The sequence below is a fragment of the Vibrio sp. JZG120 genome (assembly GCF_053890955.1).
This window is the reverse complement of sequence record NZ_JBSRRK010000005.1, coordinates 114,652-138,088: the sequence shown is the minus strand read 5'-3', so window position 1 is coordinate 138,088 and position 23,437 is coordinate 114,652. Positions and strand designations below refer to the sequence as shown.

The following is a 23,437-nucleotide window of genomic DNA, read 5'->3' as shown; positions in this document are numbered from 1 at the left end:
GTCACGATGAAAAGTTTATGGAAAAGCAAAGTGGCTTCTTTAATTCTCTTCGCAGGAGTGGCATTTGCCGCTCCTACGATGGCAAAAGAAGCTCCTCAGTTATCAGATCGGACATTTCGAACCGTCAACAAAGTGCAAGAGTTGATCGCAACTGAAAAATATTCAGCAGCGAAAGAAAAACTAGCAAGCGCTTTAGAAAGCACAAGTTCGAAAAAATACGACCGAGCAGTTTTACTTCAGCAAACGGGCTTTTTGTATTCGCTACAAGACAATTATGTGCAAGCCGCGAAATACTTTGCCGAAGCATTAAAGCTCGATGCGCTTCCCGTTCCAGTCGCTCAACAAGTTCGCTACAGCTTGGCTCAGCTTTACCTAGCTGAAGAGAAGTACACGTTGTCTGTGAAAACGATGAAGGAATGGTTCAAAGTTGCAGAAACAACCAAAGAAAAACCTCAAGCTCATGCTTATATCACGTTAGCAAGCGCTTATGTCCAGTTGGAAGATTACAGAAATGCAATCCCACCAACCAAAAAAGCAATTGCGATGAGCAAGAGCCCAAGTGAGTCTTGGTACTTAATTCTCGTTGCCTCTCACTACGAGTTAGGCCAGCTGAAAAGCGTTGCCAGTGTGCTTAAAACCCTTACTTCAAAGTACCCTCAGAAAAAGCGTTACTGGATGCAACTTTCTGGCGTTTATATGGAGTTGGGTCAAGAGCAAAACTCTTTAGCAACCTTAGAAATGGTTTACAAAATGGGGAAACTGGAGGGAGAGAAAGAGTACTTACGTTTTGTAAACTTCTTAGCTTACCAAGGTATTCCATATAAAGCGGCCAAAACTCTTGAGAAGGAGATGGCATCTGGAAACATTGAAAAGACGAAGGAAAACTATGATCGCTTGGCCAGCTTCTGGCAGCAAGCTAAAGAGCTAGATAAATCGATTCTCGCTTATAAAAAGTCATATAACATCGCTCCTTCTGCTAAAACGCAAATTCAGATTGCTCGCTTAATGGTACAAGACAAGCAGTATTCTGAAGCGACTCGCTTTGTAGAAAACGCGGCATCGAATGCCTCTAAAGAGCAAAAGGCAGAACTTGAATACATTCGCGGAATGGCCTATTTCGAGCTTAAACAGCCACAAAAGGCCTTACAGGCAATGAAAGGCGCGGCTCAATCGCCAAAATTTAGGTCTACCGTTAGCCCTTGGATAAATTTCCTAGAATCCCAAGGATAATTTGAAGATTAAGTGTGAGTCAGTCGCACGCCTGGGGAAGTGAAAGCTTCCCCTTTTTTCGTTTGTTTGTGCGCACGCGAGCTCTTTTCAACATTTAAGTAAGACGAAAAGATCAACTGGTAACAAAATAGAGATCATGATACTCTTCGCCTCCATTTTTCTGGCGGGATTATCACCAATATCCATCCCTTTGGTGGTTGATTTATCATTGCCAGTGCTATCGTTATAAGAATGTCGGACTTTCCTTCGGCACTCAATCAATCCAATCAAAAGTGGAACAGTACAATGGGCAAAGGTACTCTCTATATCGTATCTGCACCTAGCGGCGCAGGTAAATCTAGCTTGATCTCAGCGATGTTGGAACGCAATCCAACCTACGCAATGAAAGTGTCTGTGTCTCATACCACGCGTAACATGCGACCTGGTGAAGAAAATGGTGTCCACTACCATTTTGTAGCGAAAGATGAGTTTGAAGCCCTGATCGCTAAAGGTGATTTCCTAGAATACGCTGAAGTGTTTGGTAATTATTACGGCACCTCTCGTGTGTGGATTGAAGAAACGCTAAATAAAGGTATCGACGTTTTTCTAGATATCGACTGGCAAGGCGCACGTCAAATCCGTGAGCAAATGCCTGAAGCCAAAAGCATCTTCATCCTGCCACCATCAAACGGTGAGCTAGAGCGTCGCTTGAACACTCGTGGTCAAGATAGCGATGAAGTGATCGCAAAACGTATGGCTGAAGCCAAGTCAGAAATCTCTCATTACAGCGAATACGACTACGTGATCGTAAACGACGATTTTGATACCGCTTTGATGGACTTTAAAGCCATCTTGCGTGCAGAGAGATTGAAGGAAGAAAAGCAAGCTGCTAAATATAAAGGTATGCTTGACGCGTTGTTAGCAGAGTAACTTCAAAAAAGTCACGCTGTAAAACATAAAGAATTTCTCGTTTTTTGCTCAGTGCGAAAAACACAATAAACTACCTGAGAAAGTCCACAAACGGTGGCTTGTCTAATTGCTAGTAAATAAAGTAGTTAGGTTGTATACTTTCTCGTCATTCTAAAATTTTAGTTAACTATTTGGAGTCCTCATGGCACGCGTAACTGTTCAAGACGCTGTTGAAAAAGTTGGCAACCGTTTCGACCTAGTACTGATTGCGGCTCGCCGCGCTCGTCAAATGCAAACTGGCGGTAAAGATGCACTAGTGCCAGAAGAGAACGATAAGCCAACGGTTATCGCTCTACGCGAAATCGAAGAAGGTTTAATTACTAAAGAAGTTCTAGACGCTCGTGAACGTCAAGAACAGCAAGAGCAAGAAGCGGCAGAGCTAGCGGCAGTAAGCAGCATCGCTCACAACCGTTAATTCTGACTTTAGAATTCAACAACCTCCCGGGCCTATAATTTGTATCTATTCGATAGCCTCAAAGACGTTGCCCAAGAATACCTAACAGAGCCTCAGATTGAGGCTCTGCGTCAATCTTATGTGGTAGCGAGAGATGCCCATGAAGGGCAAACCCGCTCTAGCGGTGAACCATACATCATCCACCCTGTCGCTGTGGCTCGTATCTTGGCCGAAATGCGCCTTGATATCGAAACCCTCCAAGCTGCTTTGCTGCATGACGTCATTGAAGACTGTGATGTAACTAAAGAAGATCTCGAAGAGAAATTCGGCAACACTGTCGCAGAATTGGTTGATGGTGTATCTAAACTGGACAAACTCAAATTCCGCGATAGGAAAGAGGCTCAGGCTGAGAACTTTCGTAAGATGGTTCTGGCCATGGTGCAAGATATCCGCGTCATTCTGATCAAACTGGCTGACCGCACGCACAACATGCGTACGCTTGGCGCGCTTCGACCAGATAAAAAACGTCGTATTGCTCGTGAAACGTTAGAGATTTACGCGCCACTCGCTCATCGTCTTGGTATTCACAATATCAAAACCGAACTCGAAGAGCTGGGCTTTGAAGCGCTATATCCCAACCGCTACCGCGTACTAAAAGAAGTGGTAAAAGCGGCACGCGGCAATCGTAAAGAGATGATCCAACGTATTCACAGCGAAATAGAAGGCCGTCTGCAAGATTTTGGCTTGAATGCTCGTGTGGTTGGTCGTGAGAAAAACCTGTTCTCTATCTATAACAAGATGAAAACCAAAGAACAGCGCTTTCACACCATCATGGATATCTATGCGTTCCGAGTCGTTGTTGATACCGCTGATACTTGTTATCGCGTTTTAGGCCAAGTACACAGCTTGTATAAGCCACGTCCTGGTCGCATGAAAGATTACATCGCGGTACCAAAGGCGAACGGCTACCAATCGCTACACACTTCCATGGTTGGCCCACATGGCGTACCTGTTGAAGTTCAGATCCGTACTGAAGATATGGATCAAATGGCGGACAAAGGTGTCGCGGCACACTGGTCTTACAAAGACAAAGGCGACAAGTCTGGCACCACTGCGCAAGTGAAAGCTCAGCGTTGGATGCAAAGCCTGTTAGAGCTACAACAAAGCGCGGGTAACTCATTCGAATTCATTGAAAACGTAAAATCCGATCTTTTCCCAGATGAGATTTACGTCTTCACACCAAAAGGTCGTATCGTTGAATTGCCTTTAGGCGCAACGGCTGTCGACTTTGCCTATGCCGTACATACCGATGTAGGCAACTCTTGTGTTGGTGCTCGTGTTGATCGTAACCCTTACCCATTGAGTAAGGCATTGAAAAACGGTCAGACGGTGGAAATTATCAGTGCCCCTGGTGCGCGTCCGAATGCGGCATGGCTAAACTATGTCGTGACTTCTCGTGCCCGCACTAAGATTCGACAAGTACTGAAAACGATGCGTCGTGAAGAGTCGATTACTTTAGGTCGTCGCCTACTTAATCACGCACTTGGCCGCCACTCGATTGATTCAATTTATCCAGAAAATATCCAAGAAGTCTTGAATGATCTTCGCCTAGAAAGCATCGATGATTTATTGGCAGCTATTGGATTGGGTGAGTTGATGAGTATTGTGATTGCACGTCGTCTCCTTGGTGATACCGAAGAGCTCACGACAACAAGCTCAATCCCAACGGACTCGAAGAAGAAGCTTCCGATTCGTGGCGCAGAAGGCTTATTGCTGACGTTTGCAAATTGCTGTCATCCTATCCCAGATGATCACATTATTGCTCACGTATCGCCTGGTCGTGGTTTGGTTGTTCACCGAGAAACATGTCCGAACGTTCGTGGTTATCAGAAAGAGCCAGACCGTTATATGGCTGTCGCTTGGTCTGACGACTACGACAAAGAGTTTATTGCTGAACTTAAAGTCGACATGCTGAACAACCAAGGTGCTCTTGCAGAACTGACCAACGTGATCTCGAAAACAGGGTCAAACATTCATGGTCTTTCAACGGAAGAACGTGATGGTCGTTTGTACACTGTGACTGTGCTGTTGACGACGAAAGATCGCGTCCACCTTGCTGGTATCATGCGTAAGATTAAGGCAATGCCTCAAGCAACCCGAGTCAGACGCAGAAAGAACTAACCTCTATCGCCACCTACCCTGTTAGGTGGCGATTTTTTATACCTCAATAAATATGAACCTAGAACGTTACAACCGCATTCACCAAGTCCTAAAAACTCGCCAAACTGATCTGACACTTTGTCTCGAAGAAGTACATAAGCCAAACAACGTCTCTGCCGTGATCCGTACCGCTGACGCGACAGGTTTACACAAAGTTCATGCCATTTGGCCTGACAAAATGCGTACGCTGAGCCATACCTCAGCTGGCGCGCGTAACTGGGTTGAAGTTGATACTCACGATTCAATTGAAACTGCGATTACCGAGCTCAAAGCGCAAGGTATGCAGGTTTTGGTGACCAATCTTTCAGACACCGCCGTCGATTTTCGCGAAATCGACTACACCAAACCAACTGCCATCATTTTAGGCAGTGAAAAAGTTGGCGCTTCAGATCAAGCCAAACAACTTGCCGATCAAGACATAATTATCCCGATGATAGGCATGGTGCAGTCACTAAACGTATCGGTTGCCAGTGCTGTAATTTTGTATGAAGCGCAACGTCAACGTGAAGCCGCAGGCATGTACGACCGAGAAGAAAGCGCTCTGCCTAAAGAGACAATCAACCGTATTCTCTTTGAACGTGGTCACCCAGTGCTGGCAAAGGTCGCGAAACGAAAAGGGCTCGTTTACCCACCACTCGATGAAGAAGGTCAAATCATCGCCGATGACGCGTGGTGGCAAGAGATGCAAAGCAAGTAACAGACTTTCGTCATCCTGAACAGCGGCGAAGGGGCGTGATTCAAGATCTAATTCTGGAGTATACAGATGCTGGTAGTGTTAACTTCAGCGACATACTTGTTGGAAATAGAATCCTGATGTCGCTAGGCTCCTCGGAATGACAGGTTATAAGTCAGATCATGACACTAACTAAAGCATGACTATTTTTTCCTGTACAAAAACACAGCTCCATGGTTAACATACTGCTATGTTAACCATTTTCTTGAGCCCTCTATGTCCGCCCAAATGTTATCTGCCGTCCCATTAACCTCCCTTTCTGGGGTTGGCGCGAAAGTCGCAGAAAAACTCGCCAAAGTTGGCTTACATAGCGTTCAAGATTTGCTGTTTCATCTTCCACTGCGCTACGAAGATCGTACCCGTATTTATCCTATTGCTAAACTGCATGCCGGCCTTTGGGCGGCCGTGCAAGGCAAGGTCATGGCAGTCGATACCATCTTCGGTAAGCGCAAAATGTTAACGGTAAAAATCAGCGACGGTAATGGCACTATCACGCTGCGCTTTTTCAACTTTACCGCGGCCATGAAGAACAATTTCACACAAGGTAAGTTAGTACATGCTTACGGTGAAATTAAGCGCGGTGGCATGGGCTTGGAAATTGTTCATCCTGACTACAAGTTTTACGTCAGCGAGCAAAAGCCCGATGTAGAACAGAGCTTAACCCCTGTTTATCCCACTACAGATGGTTTACGCCAAATCACATTGCGCAACCTTACCGAACAAGCTTTAGCCCTGCTTGATAAAACCGCAGTGCAGGAATTACTTCCAGCCGGGCTGTATAACCATCAAATCACGATGTCGCAAGCGCTGCACACCATTCATCGCCCACCACCAACCATTAATTTAGATGAGTTTGACGAAGGCAAACATCCTGCCCAAATCCGCTTAATCATGGAAGAGTTGCTAGCACAGAATCTCTCGATGTTGGCGGTGCGTAGCAAAGGTCAGAAGGATTCAGCGCTACCTCTCGGTCCTTGTAATAAACTAAAAACGCAGCTTTTAGCCCAACTGCCTTTCTCTCCTACAAACGCTCAAACCCGAGTAGTACAAGAGATTGAAACCGATTTAGAAAAACCCCACCCAATGATGCGCCTAGTGCAAGGTGATGTGGGATCGGGGAAGACGTTGGTTGCCGCTCTGGCCGCCGTTCGTGCCATTGAGCACGGCTATCAGGTGGCACTCATGGCACCAACCGAACTATTGGCTGAGCAACACGCGATCAACTTCGCCAACTGGTTTGAAACAATGGGCATTCAAGTCGGTTGGTTAGCGGGCAAACTCAAAGGTAAAGCAAAGGAAGCCGAGCTGGCTCGCATTGCCAGTGGTGAAGCGCAAATGGTAGTGGGTACTCACGCGCTATTCCAAGAGCACGTTGAATTTCATCACCTTGCTTTGGTCATCATTGATGAACAGCACCGCTTTGGTGTCCATCAGCGATTAGAGTTACGTGAAAAAGGCGCTAAACAAGGCGCCTACCCACATCAGTTGATCATGACGGCAACGCCCATTCCTCGCACGTTAGCGATGACCGCTTACGCAGATCTGGAAACTTCCGTGATTGACGAACTGCCACCAGGTCGAACGCCGATTCAAACCGTCGCCATTCCTGACACAAAACGTGACGACATCGTCGAGCGTGTCCGAAATGCCTGTTTAAACGAAGGTAAGCAGGCATATTGGGTGTGTACTCTGATTGATGAGTCGGAAGTATTAGAAGCGCAAGCCGCGGCAGATACCGCTGAAGAGCTTCAACGTAAGCTACCGGACGTAAAAATTGGTCTAGTACACGGCCGAATGAAGCCGGCAGAGAAACAAGCGGTGATGCAAGATTTCAAAGACAATAAACTACATTTGCTGGTCGCAACGACGGTGATTGAAGTTGGCGTGGATGTGCCAAACTCTAGCTTGATGATCATCGAAAACCCCGAACGTCTTGGTTTAGCACAATTACACCAGTTAAGAGGTCGCGTGGGCCGAGGCTCCGTTGCTAGCCATTGTGTGCTGCTGTACCACTCCCCACTGTCGAAAACCGCGCAAAAACGTCTGGGAGTACTACGTGAAAGTAACGATGGCTTCGTCATCGCACAGAAAGACCTAGAAATTCGTGGCCCAGGCGAACTCTTGGGTACAAAACAGACTGGTCTTGCTGATTTCAAAATCGCAGACTTAGTTCGAGATCAACGCCTGATTCCCGAAGTTCAGCGCATTGCGCGTCATATTCATGACAATTACCCGACTAACGCAACAGCAATTATTGATCGCTGGTTGGGTGAGCGGGATATTTACTCCAAAGCATAGTGATTAAAAGCGAGCCAAATGGCTCGTTTTTTAATACGCCCAAAACAAAGCAAACGTTTGCTTTTTAGGTAAATCTCTCTATAATCGCGCACAAATTTTTAAGTGTGTTGCATCACACTCCACCAACCTGAGTTGACTCTGATTAACAGCAATCACAGGTAACGACGTCAACTCCACCCAGCTCTCCCATTCAGCGAGATCTGGGAATATATTGCGACTAGCGAGACAAACAATGACAACTTCAAACCGATCTTCGGAACTGGTCTATCAACTCAATGATCGACCACCTTTGCCTCAAACCATTTTTGCCGCACTTCAGCACTTATTGGCGATGTTCGTCGCGGTTATCACTCCGTCACTGATCATCTGTCAGTCTTTGGGTGTACCAGCAGACCAAACGAATACCATCATCAGCATGTCTTTATTTGCGTCAGGCGTGTCTTCGTTTATTCAAATTCGCACCTTTGGCCCAATTGGCTCTGGTTTACTCTCTGTTCAAGGCACCAGCTTTAACTTTTTAGGCCCTATTATTGGTGCAGGCCTATCGCTAAAAGCTGGTGGTGCAGACATCAGCACCATGATGGCAGCCATTTTTGGTACGATTTTAGTCGCATCATTTGCAGAGATTTTCCTATCTCGCGTATTAGAGCATGCTCGTCGCATTATCACTCCGCTCGTTTCAGGCATTGTCGTCACTCTTATCGGTCTCACACTGATTCAAGTCGGCTTAGTATCAATGGGCGGTGGCTACGCGGCATTAAATGAGGGAACCTTCGGCAGCTTAGACAAACTTGCTCTGGCTGGGACGGTACTTGGATTAATTGTGATTTTAAACCGCTCTAAAAACCCATACATCCGTGTGGCTTCGATTGTGATTGCGATGCTGGTAGGCTATATCATGGCGTATTTTATGGGGATGGTAGATACTTCTCAGCTAGGCACAACCGAGATCGTAGCACTACCGGTACCAATGCAATATGGCTTATCGTTTGACTGGTCTCTGTTCATTCCGCTGGTACTGATTTTCTTTATTACCGCACTAGAAGCCATCGGCGATATTACCGCCACATCCGAAGTGTCTGGCGAGCCAGTAAAAGGCCCTGTGTACATGAAACGCATTAAGGGGGGTGTACTAGCAGACGGCTTAAACTCTGCAATCGCAGCCGTGTTTAACAGTTTCCCGAACTCCACCTTTAGCCAGAATAACGGCATCATTATGCTAACAGGGGTTGCGAGCCGTTACGTGGGTTACTTTATTTCTGGCATGTTAGTGATTCTTGGCTTGTTTCCTGGTGTCGCTAGCTTTGTTCAGCTGATTCCTGAGCCAGTACTTGGCGGCGCAACGATTGTCATGTTTGGTACGATTGCAGCCGCTGGTGTGCGTATTATCTCTCGTGTTGAGCTCGATCGCCGCGCAATTCTGATCATGGCCTTATCCTTCTCAATGGGGCTTGGTATCGCGCAAAAACCAGAGATTCTGCAATTCATGCCAGAATTTATTAAGAGTATTTTCTCCACTGGCGTTGCTGCAGGTGGTATCACAGCGATCATTTTAAACCTACTTCTGCCAGAGAAACTGGAAGACGAAGATGAACTTCCTCAAGAAGTAAAAGAGTCTTAATAAGATTGTAGAGAAAAGCAAAGCCCAACCTGTTTAGGTTGGGCTTTTTGTTTTAAATGGTACAGTCACCGACTTACTTGGTAGGAAAGCTGATTTGAGCGATTAAACCGCCTTCACTGCGATTACGCATCACCACAGAGCCTGAGTGCTGGCTGATTATACGCTTCACTATCGCCAGCCCAAGCCCTGTACCTTCACTGCCGCGAGCTGTATCACCACGCGTAAAGGGTTCAAATAATTTTGCGATTTGAGAATGCTCGATACCCGGTCCGTTGTCTTCTACCGATATCCACACTAGCTGCTTATCTGCCGTCACACCAGTACTGATTTTGACCCAGCCATTGCCGTAACGCAGTGCATTGACAACTAAATTACTGATCGCCCGTTTAATCGCAATGGCGCTTCCTTTAGCTGGCGGCAGGTTAGGATTAAGATCCGTTTCAATTTCAGCCTCATAACCACCTTCCGAACTGGCGACATCACTGGCAATCGTACTGATATCCACAGGTTCAAACGATTCTTTGTTCACCGGTTTGAGGTAGTCCATAAACTGACTAATGATCTCATTGCACTCTTCCGTATCGCTAATGATCCCTTCAGCAAGGTAGCTGTCCTCGGGAGACATCATTTCTGTCGCTAAGCGAATGCGCGTCAGCGGTGTTCGCAAGTCATGGCTAATCCCCGCCATTAATAGGGCGCGATCTTCTTCGAGCTCCTGAATGCCTTTGGACATTTGATTAAACGCTCGGGTTACAGAGCGAATTTCCGATGCGCCTTTTTCTGCCAACGGTGGCGGGATTTCACCTCGACCGACGTCTTTCGCGGCTCTCTCTAAAGCCAAAAGTGGGCGGTTTTGTAAACGAATAAACAACCAACCACCAGCAATGATCAGCAGCGCCATAATCAAGCTGTTACGAAACAGCGGTGCAAAATCTTCTTCTTGCAGCTCAGATAAAGGAATACGAATGATGGAGTTCGGCAACTTTTCGATGTGCATCCACAAGATGTAACTTTCATCACCAAGCAATAAGCGCACTTCGGTCGGCGAACCTAGCTCTTGGCTCATTTCTTCAGACATCAAATCAATCGACATCGCGTGATGAAATTCAACCGCTTTATCGCTGTCAAGGCTGTGAACCGTCACCCCCAGCCTTTCTAATAATTGACGTCTCAGCGGTGCATCAGATTTTAATGGCCCTTCATCATCAAGCACCAAATTGAGCTCATGGGCGAGAATTTTATTGAACTGCTGCAAACTCGGCATCAACGCGTAGTTAAAAACGGCGTAGTAAGAGAAAACTTGGCTAGCGAGAAGCAAAGAGATGAACAGCAGAATAGATTGTGTCAGTGAACTTCGGATGCGCATGGAACGTTCCTGGTGGTCCTAATCGCGAAATTTCAGCCTTCGAAGGGAAGGACTTGAAGGCTGAAGTTGCTATAGCCAAGTGCTGGCTATGGAGTGAGGAGATTACACCTCTTTGCCGTCTGGGACGAAAACGTAACCTAACCCCCACACGGTTTGAATGTAGCGTGGCTTGCTTGGATCGTCTTCTAACATGCGACGCAAACGTGAGATTTGCACGTCAATAGAACGTTCCATCGCAGAATATTCACGGCCACGTGCCATGTTCATCAATTTGTCTCGTGACATCGGCTCTCGCGCATTCGTCACGAGCGCTTTCAGGACAGCAAACTCTCCTGAGGTCAGTGGCATTGCCTCGTCACCGCGGAACATCTCGCGAGTGCCTAGATTGAGTCGGAACTCGCCAAACTCCACTACTTTTTCTTCGGTGCTTGGCGCACCCGGCAACTCTACGGTTTGACGGCGTAGTACGGCTTTAATGCGAGCGAGTAATTCACGTGGGTTAAATGGTTTTGGCAAATAATCATCCGCCCCCACTTCCAGACCCACAATGCGGTCCACTTCATCACCTTTCGCGGTGAGCATTAAGATTGGCAGCATGTTGTTCGCGTGGCGTAAACGACGACAAATCGACAAACCGTCTTCACCTGGCAACATTAGGTCTAGCACCATTAAGTGAAAGTTTTCGCGCGTTAGTAGGCGATCCATCTGTTCGCCATTGGCGACACTTCGGACCTGAAAACCTTGCTCAGAAAGGTAACGCTCCAATAGAGCACGTAAACGAGCATCGTCATCAACCACTAAAATTTTATGATTTTCTTGCATTGAAACATCCTTTCAGAAGCATCTATTGTCGAAAATGTATCACTGTTTTTCCTAACGTGCTCAAGCAAATTGTTACTCTTTTTATCTTAAGCGCTTTATTTTCTCTCTAGCAGGTATTTTCAGCACCTACTATTGGCCATAATTCCATTCCAGTTCACGTTTGGCCTCAAGTAACTCTTGTTGTGCTTCTGCCAATTTGTGACGTTTTTTCTCGATTTTGTCTGCTTTCCCTGAACGCTGCGCTTCCGCTAATTCTTGCTCACGCTCCTCAACGTCTCGCGCCTTTTCGTCCACTTCCGCTTGCAGTTCTTGACGCAGTTCACCTTCCGAACATTCATTCTGGATAGCGGTAAGTGCCTGTTCTAAGCCTTTAATTCGATGTTCATTACCTTGTGCTTTCGCATACTCAAGCTGCTGTTCTACCGCTAACTCTTTGGCGTCACAGCCTTTCACTTCATCTTGAGCAAAAACTGAGAGTGAGAATCCTATTGTTAGTGCAGCGCTACACATGACTGCTTTGTTCATTTTACTTCTCCGAGAAAGGCACCATGCCTTTGTATTCAATAAGCTGACGTTGAGACTCAAGTCACTTCCAGTGAACTTCAAGAGACTTGAATCGGTGATAAAGCCTCAGTCTTCCAAGGCTGGTTTGTTGTATTCAATCGAGTTAATGAACCACTCTTTTTCACCTTCTGGGGTTCGCACCGTGAATTCTTCATCCACTTGCTTTTTCAACATCGCTCGCGCCATAGGTGAATCGATAGAGATGTAGTCTTTCGCATCTCCATAAATCTCTTCAGGCCCAACTATGCGGAACTTCTTCACCTCTCCTGCCTCATTTTCTATTTCAACCCAAGCACCAAAAAAGACTTTGCCTTCTTGCTGTGGAGAATAGTCAACGATCATGACTTCAGGCAGAAACTTGCGAAGAAATCGAACACGACGATCGATCTGACGAAGCAGACGTTTGTTGAAGGTGTAATCCGCATTTTCTGAGCGATCGCCCAGGCTCGCCGCCCAAGTGACGATTTTGGTGATTTCAGGACGCTTTTCATTCCAAAGGTAATCATGCTCTTGTTTGAGTTTGTTATAACCTTCACGGGTAATCAGCTTAGTTTTCAAGTTAACTCCTATCTCAACTAAAAAATGCCGCTCTTGAGCAGCATTAAGGAGATGATATACCCAAAGCACTGGCTTCGTTCGGGCTTTGGGTATCAAGATAATAAGGCGGCCAGAGTGCTACTTTTCGTAATCTGGTTTTTGCGTCACGATGTAATTCGTATCACTCGAAACAACCGCGCCATGTTTTAGGAAGTTTTTACCTAAAATCATGCTGTAATGGAAGCGACCTCGGTCTTGCAAATTGACTCGGATCTTCTTCTCTAACTCGCCAAGTTTAACGTGCATTTCTACTACCGGCCGTTCGTTGGCCTTTTCTCCTTTTTTGGCTGTTATACGCATGACATCCACCACCTCACGGGTAAACGCCTTGGTCATGCCTAGATCGTTTTCATAAGTAAAGCTCACCATATCTTTACCGTCTTTTTGAAAGCGCTTGATGTCCTTGGCATTAATCGAGCTCACGTCAGCACCAGTGTCCAATTTAACAGGGAAAGACATCCCTTCCACTTCAGCCACTTCGATATGACCGGCTTTGAAAAGCGGTCTTGCATCTAGTAAATGGTCGGCGCGAGTATTCAGCAGCACACCGCCTTTGGCGATGTCATGACCAAAAACGAAAAATGGTTGCGTCTCGTCTTCATCTAGCACATCGAGTGCAAATTCCATTGATGTCTCTTTGCTACCGAAAAGGAAATCGCCATCAACAACGGGACGCACAGTGCTACCCACTTTGAGTTTTTTCACCACAGGCTTGGTAATTTTTTCTTCTTTACCCTCATCGTTCATTAAATAAAACGTGACAGATTCATCCTTACCTTTTTCTGTTACTTCAAAGCCATTTACACGCAGTAATGGCGTTTTCACCGTAAACGTGGGGTAAGCAGGAACGGTATAACCATCAATGGTGACTTGTTCTTCCGGTGAAATCACGAGGGGCTTTGACTTGAGTGCGCTCTTGAACGTTTTTTCAACACCGCCCAATAGGTTTTCTCTGTCGGTATCAATCACAAAGTGTTGGCTTGCGACATCCTGACCCAAGCGAATTTGTGAACTGAACTTACTGCGGTCACGCAAATAGACTAACCAACGTTGAGTTTCGTTTTCGTCGATTTTCACTGGTAAGTAGACCAACGGACGCTCGCTTTTGGTGGTTTTCAGCATGCGTACCAAAGGTAACGTCATTGGATGGCGCTTGCCGTTTTCACCTTCTAGCGTGAAAGAAACTTCATTGTTCTTTTTATCAACCTTGATATCCAGTGCGTGAACGTTGGTGTAGCGGCTGGTGGTTGAGATACTGATCTTGTATGGCACGCCCTCGACTTCAACCGTCTCTTTTTTGCCGATCATTTTTGCGCTTGGTTGCTCTTGAAGATAGTCGTAGCCAGCGAATACCCACGCATTGTTATCGAGATAGGTTTTACCAATCAAGATAGGAGAAGAGAATTGCGTGCGCTTGGTCAGATTCACTTCTGTATCAACGGTATGGCCTGCAATCGTCATCGGCATTTTTATCGTCGGGCGTAAAATAGGCTTTTTGCTTGTTCGACTACGAATGGCGCTCACTCGCTCCAGATCATCGGTAATCTGTATTTCTTTTCCTGTGTAAGGATGAGGAACCGTAAAGCTCACCTTCACTTGATATGGTTTAAAAGTATCGGCATCCCACTTCGCCTTCGTCCCACCTAAATCATCGACAATCGCCCACAACAACTCGTTGTCTTTCAAGTTCTGGTAGTCGGGATGAGAGCTACTGACATGGATGTTCTCTGCATGCATAGACGTGGTGTCAGCACCAGTATCAATCTTGCCAATAAATGGTACCGCTTTTAGCTCTGGAATATCACTGTAGTAAACGCTCTCCACTCGTCCAAGAACCAACTTGTCATCAAGCTGATATACAGGGTCTTGTGTGGTTGCTGATATGGATTGTGCCCAACTAAGCGGGGCGACAAGTAAGGCACTCGTAAGCGCTAACGCCAAAGACATTTTTTTCATCATGATTATCCGTATAAGCCGAGGTACATTTAGTTATATCAATAACCGTGGATATAGGTTAGTCGATAGTTGCGGATATAAGTTCTCAATTTAATTACAGTTTTGACACAAATCTGACTGATGTCCACCAGCGCCCGGTAAATTTTTGTCTCGTTAATTTAAAACATTGCAAATTCTTCGAACGACCCCAATGTTCTATACAACCCAAACCGAATTGAAAGAGAAAACACGGATGAGCCAAGCTATCTGTCGTATGATTGCTCAAGAACTGAATGTTCGCCCTGAGCAAGTCAACGCCGCTGTCACCCTAATTGATGACGGTAACACCGTCCCTTTTATTGCACGTTACCGCAAAGAGGTGACGGGTGGCCTTGATGATACCCAACTGCGTACTCTGGACAGCCGTCTGTCTTACCTTCGTGAAATGGATGACCGCCGTCAAACCATTCTCAAATCGATCCAAGAGCAAGGCAAACTGACGCCTGAGCTTGAGCAAGAAATTATTCAAGCCGATAGCAAGACTCGTCTTGAAGACCTTTACTTACCTTACAAACCTAAACGCCGCACTAAAGGCCAAATCGCCATTGAAGCCGGCCTAGAACCGCTAGCTGACATGCTGTGGAATCATCCGCAAACCGAGCCAGAAAGCGAAGCAAGCAAATATCTTGATGCCGACAAAGGCATCACAGATACCAAAGCCGCCCTAGACGGTGCCCGTGCGATCATCATGGAACGCATTGCTGAAGACGCAAACTTACTGGAAAAAATCCGTAACCACTTAAATCGTAATGCGGAACTTGTCTCACGCGTCGTTGAAGGAAAAGAGCAAGAGGGTGAGAAGTTCAAAGATTACTTCAATCACAACGAACCGCTGAGCAAAGTCCCTTCTCACCGTGCACTTGCGATGTTGCGCGGCCGCAATGAAGGCTTCCTGACTTTAGCCATGAACGCTGACCCAGAGCAGGAAGAAGGCGCTCGCCAATCTTACTGTGAAACCATCATTGCCGGCCATTATGGTGTGACGTTAAGTAGCGCACCAGCAGATGCATGGCGCAAACAAGTGATCAGCTGGACATGGCGCATCAAAGTATCGATGCACATGGAAACCGAGCTAATGGGCGCAATGAAAGAGCGTGCTGAAATTGAAGCGATTGAAGTATTTGCGACCAACCTAAAAGATTTGTTGATGGCGGCGCCGGCAGGCCCTCGTGCAACACTTGGTCTCGATCCTGGTCTGCGTACCGGTTCAAAAATCGCGGTTGTCGATTCAACGGGTAAAGTTCTCGCTACGGAAACCATCTACCCTCACCCTCCGCAAAAACAATACGACAAATCAGCGCAAATCGTTGACCAGTTAGTGCGTAAGTACAACGTGGATTTAATTGCGATTGGTAACGGCACGGCTTCTCGTGAAACCGATAGCTTTGTCGCAGACGTAATCAAACGCGGCAACCTAAAAGTTCAGAAAATCATCGTCAGCGAAGCAGGCGCATCGGTGTACTCGGCCTCTGAGCTCGCAGCGAAAGAGTTCCCGAATATGGACGTATCACTGCGTGGTGCAGTGTCGATTGCGCGTCGTTTGCAAGATCCATTGGCTGAGCTCGTGAAAATCGATCCGAAATCGATCGGTGTGGGTCAATACCAGCACGATGTAAGCCAATCTATGTTGGCAAAACGCCTAGATGCGATTGTGGAAGACTGTGTAAACGCGGTTGGGGTTGATGTGAACACGGCTTCTGCCGCACTATTAACGCGCGTAGCAGGCTTATCAAGCACCATCGCGCAGAACATTGTCGACTTCCGCGACGAAAATGGCCGCTTCGAAGCACGTACGACGTTGAAGAAAGTACCTCGCTTGGGTCCTAAAGCGTTCGAACAGTGTGCTGGCTTCCTACGTATTATGGACGGCAAGAACCCACTTGATGCTTCAGCGGTCCACCCGGAAGCGTACCCAGTAGTCAAAGCAATTGCTGAGAAAAACAGTAAAGACATCAAGGCACTGATTGGTGACTCAGCATTCCTTAAAGGCTTACACGCTGTGGATTATACCGATGAACACTTTGGTGTCCCAACGGTTACCGATATCATCAAAGAACTGGATAAACCGGGTCGTGACCCACGTCCTGAATTCAAGACCGCTACGTTTGCAGAAGGCGTAAATTCAGTTTCTGATCTAGAACCGGGTATGATACTAGAAGGCGTGGTCTCGAACGTAGCCAACTTTGGTGCCTTCGTCGATATCGGTGTTCACCAAGATGGTCTGGTCCACATTTCTGCGCTGACTGACCGCTATGTTTCTGATCCACGTGAAGTCGTGAAAGCAGGTGACATCGTCAAGGTAAAAGTGATGGAAGTGGACGTACAGCGTAAGCGTATTGGTCTATCGATGCGTTTGAACGACGAGCCGGGTCAAGATAACCGTAGCCAACGCTCATCAGCAGCGCCACGTCGTAATGACCAAGCACAACGTCGTCAGCCTCGCCGCGATGAGTCTTCATCGAACAGTGCAATGGGCGGTGCTTTTGCGGCGGCGTTTGCTAAAGCGAAAAAGTAATCTCGCCTAGGCTCACCGCTAACGAGCTTTCATAGCTAAAAAGAAAACGCTCCAATCAGTTCAATCTGCTTGGAGCGTTTTTGTTTGAGTAGGATATTGAGTCGTCATAATACTGCTATCACTTCTGACGGGGTATGGGGAGCGACTGCATGACCATAATGAAACTTGATCACCTTCCTGCGCTTTTCCATTAATCCTTCATTGATCGCAGCATCCAAAATGCGCTTTGGTAAGCGAAAACGAATTGCGTAGCCCTTACCTTGGTCTTCACTGTACGACTTGAGCGCAAGCAAACTAAAAAGCCGTTCTAGTGTATCTTCCGGCTCTTCTTGATAACGCGTGTCGACTTCTGTTTCCATGTCATAATCAGGATGCTCTGAAGGATCCCAAGAAGACTGACGTCGGCGCTTGTCATCGCCTTTTACTTTTCGCTCTGCATTGGTTTTGGCCAATGCGACCGTTGGCGTCACAGGCTCTCGGACTTTATTGTCGCGAGCTGCTTGTTCCGTCTGCACATTCACGGATGGGGCGATCAGTGGCACACTTACGTTGGTCGGTGACACAATCATTGCGAACCCTCCTCAGAGTCGCCCAACTCGTCAATATGGCTTAGCTTTATTGGCTAATAAAACCTCACCAACCTTTATATCGACCATTTTTTAAACAGCTTGAGCTTTTTCCGCTTGTATTTGATTAATCGTGAGCAAACTCTCGAATTTGGGCACAAAACTCGTCATGTTCGGTCATAAAGGGCGCATGAGAGGACTGATTGAAAACAAACTGCTGAGTATGAGGTAACTGTTCACTTAAATCATTCGCCACTTTAATCGGCACCAATCCATCCAAACGACCATAAAGACGCAGCATTGGTACAGAAAGAGACGTCAATGCATCGCGCAGATCCACATCAGCAAGGATGTTTAGCCCAACCAACAGCGACTCAGGGTTTGGCTGAGGGCGCGACAGTACCGCTTGCTTGAGTTGTTTCACATCTTTGCGTGCAGATGGACTGCCCATCGCTTGCAACGCCATAAAGCGCTCAATGGTCAGTGAAAAATCTTCTAACAACTGAGAGGTGAACGCGCTCAGTACATTCGGTTGAATACCGCGCCAAGGCTTCTCTGCGGCAAATTTTGGTGAACTGGCTACGGTGATCAACTTAGTCACACGCTCGGGCATGTTTAATGCGACATGCGTCGCCACTAAGCCTCCGAGGGACCAGCCAAGCCAAATCGCTTTCTTTGGCGCACTTTGCGCGACCAAGTTAGCAATATGGTCTAAATCTTCACCATGATGCTCGGCACTGTGTCCATAGCCCGGAAGGTCAACAACATGAACACGGAAATCGGTTTGAAGTGATTCGACGGTTTGCTGCCAAACCGCGCCATTCATACCCCAACCATGTAACAACACCAGATCAGGTCCTTCACCAAACGACTGCCAATGTAATTTCGTGCTCATGCTCTCAATCTCTCCCACTTATTTTATTCCCTACGCCATCAGCCAAGCGTTAGGCTGAGTAAAATATCACCATGAATAAGCGCTATGTTATCTCATCACTGGCAAAACATCATGCATCGCGTGTTGAGCAGTCAATGCGGTCTGTGTCGGTTCCCTATTCACACACCAAGCCACACAAATACTCTGCGCTGGTGCGAGCACTGTTTAAAATACCTAACTCCGGTAAAACGATGTCAACGCTGCGGTTTATCATTACAGAAAGAAGAAATGAGTACGGATAGTATTTGTGGTGAATGTCTTTCAGAGCCACCGCCATGGCAAAGGCTATACACGTTAGGCGATTACGACTTTCCCCTTTCACGGGAAGTACAACGCTTTAAAGATCACGGAGAGTCTTGGCATGTAAAAACATTAACCGAGCAACTGGCACAGCGCATCACCACGCCAGCTCCAATCATTACCAGTGTGCCATTGCACTGGCAGCGTTACCTGCGCCGGGGCTTTAATCAAAGTGATGTTTTAGCCCGACACCTCGCCAAGCAATTGCAGACCAATTTCGACGCGAAGGTCTTTCGCCGGGTCAGAGTCGCCCAATCCCAGCGCGGCAATACCAAAGCGAGCCGTGAACAAAATCTAAAAGACGCGTTTGTTCTCAATAAGCGACCGCCATCTTCCCACGTTGCCATCGTCGATGATGTGGTCACCACAGGCAGTACCGTCCGACAATTATGTCATTTACTACTTGAAGTTGGCGTAGAAAGCATCGATATTTACTGCATCTGCAGAACACCTGCTCCTCGTTCTCTCTAGATCGCTTCGCCATGCCTTAGCATCAAAAAGACTAGACCCATACGTCAACAAGAGTAGAATAGCAGCAGTAACCTACAAATTTACTCGGGTATTCGTCGTGTCAAATATTACTATTACAGAAACTGCGCAAACGCATTTCGCTAACCTTTTAGGTCAACAGCCTGAAGGGACTAACATTCGTATTTTCGTTGTGAACCCAGGTACACAAAACGCTGAGTGTGGCGTGTCTTACTGCCCACCAGAAGCAGTAGAAGCGACCGACACTGAAATCCCTTACAGCGGTTTTTCAGCTTACGTGGATGAGCTAAGCCTGCCATTCCTTGAAGACGCTGAAATCGATTTTGTTACCGATAAAATGGGCTCTCAGCTAACGCTAAAAGCTCCGAACGCTAAAATGCGTAAAGTTGCGGACGACGCGCCACTGGTTGAGCGCGTTGAATACGTTATCCAAACTCAAGTCAACCCACAGCTTGCTGGCCACGGTGGTCACGTAAACTTGGTTGAGATCACTGAAGACGGCATTGCTATTGTTGCATTTGGTGGCGGCTGTAATGGCTGTTCTATGGTTGACGTAACACTAAAAGAAGGCATCGAGAAAGAACTGCTAAACCAATTCGTTGGTGAACTCACCGCTGTTCGTGATGCAACAGAACATGACCGTGGTGATCACTCTTACTACTAAGAGTAAATACGGTCAGAAAATGGGAGGCTTCGGTCTCCCATTTTTGTATCGATACTGAGGTAACCTTGAGATGCTTAGTTCTGCCCGTAAAATCCGCTAGAAACTCAGGCGGAGTTCTCATATATTAAGAATCTTACGCATCTCGTAAACGCCAACGACACCAAGGAGCCAGCGCCATGTCGAAACGGACCCCACCAGAGATACTCTCATGCCAAACGGTCGCAAAATCCAAACTGTTTGCCGTGGAAGCGCTCGACCTTCGTTTTTCCAATGGTGAACACCGTACTTATGAACGCATGAAGCCAAGTGGGCGCGATGCGGTGATGGTGGTTCCTGTGACTGAGCAAGGCGATTTATTACTGGTACGTGAATACGCCGCTGGGACTGAACGCTACGAGTTGGGCTTCCCGAAGGGGTTGATTGACCCAGGTGAAACCCCACACCAAGCTGCGGATCGAGAGTTAAAAGAAGAAATCGGCTTTGGCTGCAATCAGCTGACTCCGTTGAAACAAGTTATCCTCGCGCCGTCTTACTTTTCGAGCAAAATGACTCTATTTTTAGGACAGGCGCTTTATCCAGAGAAGCAAGAAGGCGATGAGCCTGAGCCACTGGAAATTGTGCGTTGGCCACTTGCGCAAGCCGAAGAGTTATTAACTCACATGGATTTCTGTGAAGCACGAAGCATCACCGCGCTAATGTTGGCACTGAAACACTTACCAAACACCACTCACAAACATAACCAATAACGGTCATGAGAACCGAATAATACTGTGAGTAAGGACTATCACTTATGCCAATGACAAAAGATCTATCTCACCTGCTTCCTCAAGTCATCGAAATTGCCCGTAGTGCCGGACAAATGATCCTCGAAATATATGAAAAAAAACAGTACGAGGCCTATACCAAAAGTGACGAGACTCCGGTAACGAGCGCAGATATCGCGGCTCACAAGCTCATCACAGAACGCTTGAGTGAACTCACACCCGACATTCCCGTATTGTCAGAAGAAGACGCAGACATCAGCCTCGAGCAACGAGCTCAGTGGGAACGGTATTGGTTAGTCGACCCTCTCGATGGTACTCAAGAATTCATCGCTCGCAGCGGCGACTTTGCGACTATTATTGCACTGGTCGACAACAACAAACCAACCATGGGGGTCGTTTATGGCCCTGTCTCTGGCGTGACTTATTACGCTTATAGTGGCAAAGGTGCCTGGAAAATTCCCGATATGTCGGACAGCGTAAAAATCCATACGCACAAACATGAGCAGCCAGGGCAAAGCATCGCGATTGCCATTAGCCGCCGTCAAGATATCAATCGCATCACTAGCCGCATGAGCAGTGCTTGGAATTACGATTTAATTCCGCTCGGCTCTGCGGCATTAAAAGCGTGTCTTGTTGCAGAAGGCGCTGTGGATTGCTATCTCAGACTAGGCCCAACAGGTGAGTGGGACACCGCCGCAACACAGTGCATTGTTGAAGAAGCGGGCGGACGCATTCTCAGCACGCAATTGGAGCCGCTGTCATATAACGAGCGTGAAACGCTAGAAAACCCAAACTTTATTGTGCTTGGTGATGCGGATTTACCTTGGAATGAGATTTTACAACGCAAAGATTAAGCGCTCCATCCGTAAATTTTAGCGCCTAAATGCTAGTAATTGAAAGGCCACGAATATGTTCGTGGCCTTTCTTTTTGACCTGTTTGTACAGCGTTAGGAGCATTTGGCCTACTATGTTCCAACCGCTTAAAGTGCTGAACACAAGAAAACAGATCCATTAAAAATCAGAATCTTAGAATTGCATTCTATTATCACCACGATCTTTGTACAGCGAATAGAGGGTTTCGCCTACTATGATCCAAAAGCAAAAAGAGCTGCACAATCGCAGCTCTTTTAGAATTTTGTTTTTTGTCACGATAGGTTAGAAGCGACCTTGGTAATTAAACTCGTATTGACCTTGAGGGTTCGGCTTGCCCAACCATTTCAATTGCTCACTCATGCTGGATGGGAACTCAGCTCCTGGCTTAAACCAGGCTTTGGTTGAGTATCGCTGATTAGGCATCAGCTCTGCCGAGAACGCCGCTGAGACTTGTTTACTGCTTTGCTCACCAGTCGCTGTCAACACACTGTCCTGACAGTTTAGATCGGCAATCACAGGACCGAGTTCAAGGCTACCAACAGGGCTTTGAATACCACTGGCATTCCATACTAAAGTGCCTTCACCATTCTTACACCAAGGCGCGGCATAAGTCGCATGACGAATATTTAACTCAAGTTGCCCATCAACGCCGACAGGCACAGGGAGACGAGCTTGCTCTACAACTTTTACTGCCGGAATCGAGGCAACTAAGTTTTTGGCATAAGGACCACCACTCAAGCTATAACCAACAAAACCGCGACCACGAACGTCCATTTCACTACCACGACCAAAGCGTACGGCAAACTCAGCTTTACCAGTTAGTAGACTCGACCATTGGAAATCCCAATTAACTTCTCCAAGGTTCTGGCGCTGCCAACGAACACTAGAAGCTTGACCTTGCCATACAGAGCCATTGGCACCCTGAATGTCTAGTCCTCTCACGGTTGGTGCTTGCTGTAACACCCAAGAAACGGGTAATCCCATTAAAAGACTGACTGAAAAAAAGACGATAAAGATAACAACGTAAAGTACTGCTCGCTTCACCTTAACCTCGCTTAAACTGAAGGCGGTTCACATCAATCATGCCCGCTTGATCCGTTCGGTCGATATCTAAAAATTCGACTTCAATACCCTGTTGCTCTTTCAAGTAGCGTAACCAGTCCACCAGCTGATTAAACGCGAGTGGTTTGATCCACACCTGAACACTCTCATTGCGAGGTTGTACTCGAATCAACTCAACTTTATAACGACGGGCTGAAGAAGAAACCAGTTGATTCAACGGTTGGCTAGAGTAGCTCACACCGCTGCTTTTGCGCAGTGCAGTAATGCCATCCGCTTTATCTTGTACCCAAGCCAGCAACTGTTTTTCACTTTGAATACGTGATTGAGCTAGCTCCGCACGTTGGCTCATTGGCTGTAGCAACCCCCAATAAATAATGCCGATAACGGCAATAGCGCCACATCCCATGACCAAACGCTGCTCACGCTGAGAGATGCTGCTCCACCAAACCTGAGCTTGAGAAATTAAGTTTTTCATCATCACC

21 protein-coding genes are annotated in these 23,437 nt (G+C 46.9%); 12 read left to right on the top strand and 9 right to left on the bottom strand.

The genetic code is table 11. The annotated features are described in order from the left end of the window. The first annotated feature begins 6 nt into the window (after positions 1-6). From ACWPOD_RS12110 to ACWPOD_RS12080, 7 genes are all read left to right on the top strand, one after another. Positions 7-1,230, top strand: a complete 1,224-nt coding sequence (locus ACWPOD_RS12110) for a tetratricopeptide repeat protein (protein WP_047009404.1) — start codon at positions 7-9, stop codon at positions 1,228-1,230. Positions 1,231-1,515: 285 nt separating this feature from the next. Next, positions 1,516-2,139: a guanylate kinase gene (gmk, locus tag ACWPOD_RS12105; protein WP_005394946.1), complete on the top strand. Its 624-nt coding sequence runs from the start codon at positions 1,516-1,518 to the stop codon at positions 2,137-2,139. Between the two features lie 181 nt (positions 2,140-2,320). Continuing rightward, complete coding sequence (gene rpoZ, locus ACWPOD_RS12100) at positions 2,321-2,593, top strand: DNA-directed RNA polymerase subunit omega (protein WP_005379346.1); 273 nt, start codon at positions 2,321-2,323, stop codon at positions 2,591-2,593. 39 nt (positions 2,594-2,632) lie between these two features. Then, positions 2,633-4,753: a bifunctional GTP diphosphokinase/guanosine-3',5'-bis pyrophosphate 3'-pyrophosphohydrolase gene (gene spoT / locus ACWPOD_RS12095; protein WP_005394948.1), complete on the top strand. Its 2,121-nt coding sequence runs from the start codon at positions 2,633-2,635 to the stop codon at positions 4,751-4,753. Positions 4,754-4,805: 52 nt separating this feature from the next. Beyond that, positions 4,806-5,489 carry a tRNA (guanosine(18)-2'-O)-methyltransferase TrmH gene (gene trmH, locus ACWPOD_RS12090; protein ID WP_012841211.1) on the top strand — a complete coding sequence of 228 codons (684 nt, stop codon included), beginning with the start codon at positions 4,806-4,808 and terminating at the stop codon, positions 5,487-5,489. Positions 5,490-5,741: 252 nt separating this feature from the next. Further along, on the top strand, positions 5,742-7,823 hold the full coding sequence (gene recG / locus ACWPOD_RS12085; protein ID WP_065646534.1) for an ATP-dependent DNA helicase RecG: 2,082 nt from the start codon (positions 5,742-5,744) through the stop codon (positions 7,821-7,823). Positions 7,824-8,055: 232 nt separating this feature from the next. Beyond that, on the top strand, positions 8,056-9,444 hold the full coding sequence (locus ACWPOD_RS12080; RefSeq protein ID WP_046874138.1) for a uracil-xanthine permease family protein: 1,389 nt from the start codon (positions 8,056-8,058) through the stop codon (positions 9,442-9,444). 73 nt (positions 9,445-9,517) lie between these two features. Here ACWPOD_RS12080 and envZ read toward each other — a convergent pair whose 3' ends face one another. The 5 genes from envZ to ACWPOD_RS12055 all read right to left on the bottom strand — a co-directional run bounded on the left by envZ (position 9,518) and on the right by ACWPOD_RS12055 (position 14,752). Then, positions 9,518-10,810, bottom strand: a complete 1,293-nt coding sequence (envZ, locus tag ACWPOD_RS12075) for a two-component system sensor histidine kinase EnvZ (protein WP_047009400.1) — start codon at positions 10,808-10,810, stop codon at positions 9,518-9,520. 102 nt (positions 10,811-10,912) lie between these two features. After that, on the bottom strand, positions 10,913-11,632 hold the full coding sequence (gene ompR / locus ACWPOD_RS12070; RefSeq protein WP_005394960.1) for an osmolarity response regulator transcription factor OmpR: 720 nt from the start codon (positions 11,630-11,632) through the stop codon (positions 10,913-10,915). Between the two features lie 129 nt (positions 11,633-11,761). Then, positions 11,762-12,157, bottom strand: coding sequence for a DUF1090 domain-containing protein (locus tag ACWPOD_RS12065; RefSeq protein WP_005394961.1), 396 nt, complete (start codon positions 12,155-12,157; stop codon positions 11,762-11,764). 105 nt (positions 12,158-12,262) lie between these two features. Then, positions 12,263-12,754: a transcription elongation factor GreB gene (greB, locus tag ACWPOD_RS12060; RefSeq protein WP_456231919.1), complete on the bottom strand. Its 492-nt coding sequence runs from the start codon at positions 12,752-12,754 to the stop codon at positions 12,263-12,265. Between the two features lie 117 nt (positions 12,755-12,871). Beyond that, positions 12,872-14,752, bottom strand: a complete 1,881-nt coding sequence (locus tag ACWPOD_RS12055) for an ATP-dependent zinc protease family protein (RefSeq protein ID WP_124007334.1) — start codon at positions 14,750-14,752, stop codon at positions 12,872-12,874. A 229-nt stretch (positions 14,753-14,981) separates the two neighbouring features. On the opposite strand from ACWPOD_RS12055, the gene ACWPOD_RS12050 reads away from it, so the two are divergent. Beyond that, positions 14,982-17,303: a Tex family protein gene (locus tag ACWPOD_RS12050; protein ID WP_456231918.1), complete on the top strand. Its 2,322-nt coding sequence runs from the start codon at positions 14,982-14,984 to the stop codon at positions 17,301-17,303. A gap of 104 nt (positions 17,304-17,407) precedes the next feature. On the opposite strand, the gene ACWPOD_RS12045 is transcribed toward ACWPOD_RS12050, so the two are convergent. Both ACWPOD_RS12045 and bioH read right to left on the bottom strand, forming a co-directional pair. Further along, positions 17,408-17,872 carry a hypothetical protein gene (locus ACWPOD_RS12045; protein ID WP_005379316.1) on the bottom strand — a complete coding sequence of 155 codons (465 nt, stop codon included), beginning with the start codon at positions 17,870-17,872 and terminating at the stop codon, positions 17,408-17,410. 124 nt (positions 17,873-17,996) lie between these two features. Beyond that, on the bottom strand, positions 17,997-18,764 hold the full coding sequence (gene bioH / locus ACWPOD_RS12040) for a pimeloyl-ACP methyl ester esterase BioH (RefSeq protein ID WP_006741796.1): 768 nt from the start codon (positions 18,762-18,764) through the stop codon (positions 17,997-17,999). An 84-nt stretch (positions 18,765-18,848) separates the two neighbouring features. Between bioH and ACWPOD_RS12035 the strand changes: the two genes are divergently transcribed. The 4 genes from ACWPOD_RS12035 to cysQ all read left to right on the top strand — a co-directional run bounded on the left by ACWPOD_RS12035 (position 18,849) and on the right by cysQ (position 21,874). Next, complete coding sequence (locus ACWPOD_RS12035) at positions 18,849-19,574, top strand: ComF family protein (protein ID WP_456231917.1); 726 nt, start codon at positions 18,849-18,851, stop codon at positions 19,572-19,574. Between the two features lie 97 nt (positions 19,575-19,671). Then, positions 19,672-20,256: a Fe-S biogenesis protein NfuA gene (gene nfuA / locus ACWPOD_RS12030; RefSeq protein WP_005394968.1), complete on the top strand. Its 585-nt coding sequence runs from the start codon at positions 19,672-19,674 to the stop codon at positions 20,254-20,256. A gap of 176 nt (positions 20,257-20,432) precedes the next feature. Next, a complete protein-coding gene (gene nudE, locus ACWPOD_RS12025) occupies positions 20,433-21,002 on the top strand; it encodes an ADP compounds hydrolase NudE (RefSeq protein WP_005394971.1) in 570 nt (189 codons plus the stop codon). 44 nt (positions 21,003-21,046) lie between these two features. Beyond that, on the top strand, positions 21,047-21,874 hold the full coding sequence (gene cysQ / locus ACWPOD_RS12020) for a 3'(2'),5'-bisphosphate nucleotidase CysQ (RefSeq protein WP_005394972.1): 828 nt from the start codon (positions 21,047-21,049) through the stop codon (positions 21,872-21,874). A 301-nt stretch (positions 21,875-22,175) separates the two neighbouring features. Here the strand turns inward: cysQ and ACWPOD_RS12015 are convergent, their stop codons facing one another. Beyond that, positions 22,176-22,937, bottom strand: a complete 762-nt coding sequence (locus tag ACWPOD_RS12015) for a type II secretion system protein N (RefSeq protein WP_054867791.1) — start codon at positions 22,935-22,937, stop codon at positions 22,176-22,178. A gap of 1 nt (position 22,938) precedes the next feature. Continuing rightward, the gene (locus tag ACWPOD_RS12010) at positions 22,939-23,430 is read right to left on the bottom strand and encodes a type II secretion system protein M (RefSeq protein WP_085343383.1); all 492 of its coding nucleotides are present in this window, start codon (positions 23,428-23,430) and stop codon (positions 22,939-22,941) included. Between the last annotated feature and the right edge of the window lie 7 nt (positions 23,431-23,437).

Excerpts from the sequence above, each read along its gene's own strand:
- ACWPOD_RS12110 (WP_047009404.1), top strand. The coding sequence starts at position 7 with ATGAAAAGTTTATGGAAAAGCAAAGTGGCTTCTTTAATTCTCTTCGCA.
- gmk (WP_005394946.1), top strand. The coding sequence starts at position 1,516 with ATGGGCAAAGGTACTCTCTATATCGTATCTGCACCTAGCGGCGCAGGT.
- rpoZ (WP_005379346.1), top strand. The coding sequence starts at position 2,321 with ATGGCACGCGTAACTGTTCAAGACGCTGTTGAAAAAGTTGGCAACCGT.
- trmH (WP_012841211.1), top strand. The coding sequence starts at position 4,806 with ATGAACCTAGAACGTTACAACCGCATTCACCAAGTCCTAAAAACTCGC.
- recG (WP_065646534.1), top strand. The coding sequence starts at position 5,742 with ATGTCCGCCCAAATGTTATCTGCCGTCCCATTAACCTCCCTTTCTGGG.
- ACWPOD_RS12080 (WP_046874138.1), top strand. The coding sequence starts at position 8,056 with ATGACAACTTCAAACCGATCTTCGGAACTGGTCTATCAACTCAATGAT.
- envZ (WP_047009400.1), bottom strand. The coding sequence starts at position 10,810 with ATGCGCATCCGAAGTTCACTGACACAATCTATTCTGCTGTTCATCTCT.
- ompR (WP_005394960.1), bottom strand. The coding sequence starts at position 11,632 with ATGCAAGAAAATCATAAAATTTTAGTGGTTGATGACGATGCTCGTTTA.
- ACWPOD_RS12065 (WP_005394961.1), bottom strand. The coding sequence starts at position 12,157 with ATGAACAAAGCAGTCATGTGTAGCGCTGCACTAACAATAGGATTCTCA.
- ACWPOD_RS12055 (WP_124007334.1), bottom strand. The coding sequence starts at position 14,752 with ATGATGAAAAAAATGTCTTTGGCGTTAGCGCTTACGAGTGCCTTACTT.
- ACWPOD_RS12050 (WP_456231918.1), top strand. The coding sequence starts at position 14,982 with ATGAGCCAAGCTATCTGTCGTATGATTGCTCAAGAACTGAATGTTCGC.
- ACWPOD_RS12045 (WP_005379316.1), bottom strand. The coding sequence starts at position 17,872 with ATGATTGTGTCACCGACCAACGTAAGTGTGCCACTGATCGCCCCATCC.
- bioH (WP_006741796.1), bottom strand. The coding sequence starts at position 18,764 with ATGAGCACGAAATTACATTGGCAGTCGTTTGGTGAAGGACCTGATCTG.
- ACWPOD_RS12035 (WP_456231917.1), top strand. The coding sequence starts at position 18,849 with ATGTTATCTCATCACTGGCAAAACATCATGCATCGCGTGTTGAGCAGT.
- nudE (WP_005394971.1), top strand. The coding sequence starts at position 20,433 with ATGTCGAAACGGACCCCACCAGAGATACTCTCATGCCAAACGGTCGCA.
- cysQ (WP_005394972.1), top strand. The coding sequence starts at position 21,047 with ATGCCAATGACAAAAGATCTATCTCACCTGCTTCCTCAAGTCATCGAA.
- ACWPOD_RS12010 (WP_085343383.1), bottom strand. The coding sequence starts at position 23,430 with ATGAAAAACTTAATTTCTCAAGCTCAGGTTTGGTGGAGCAGCATCTCT.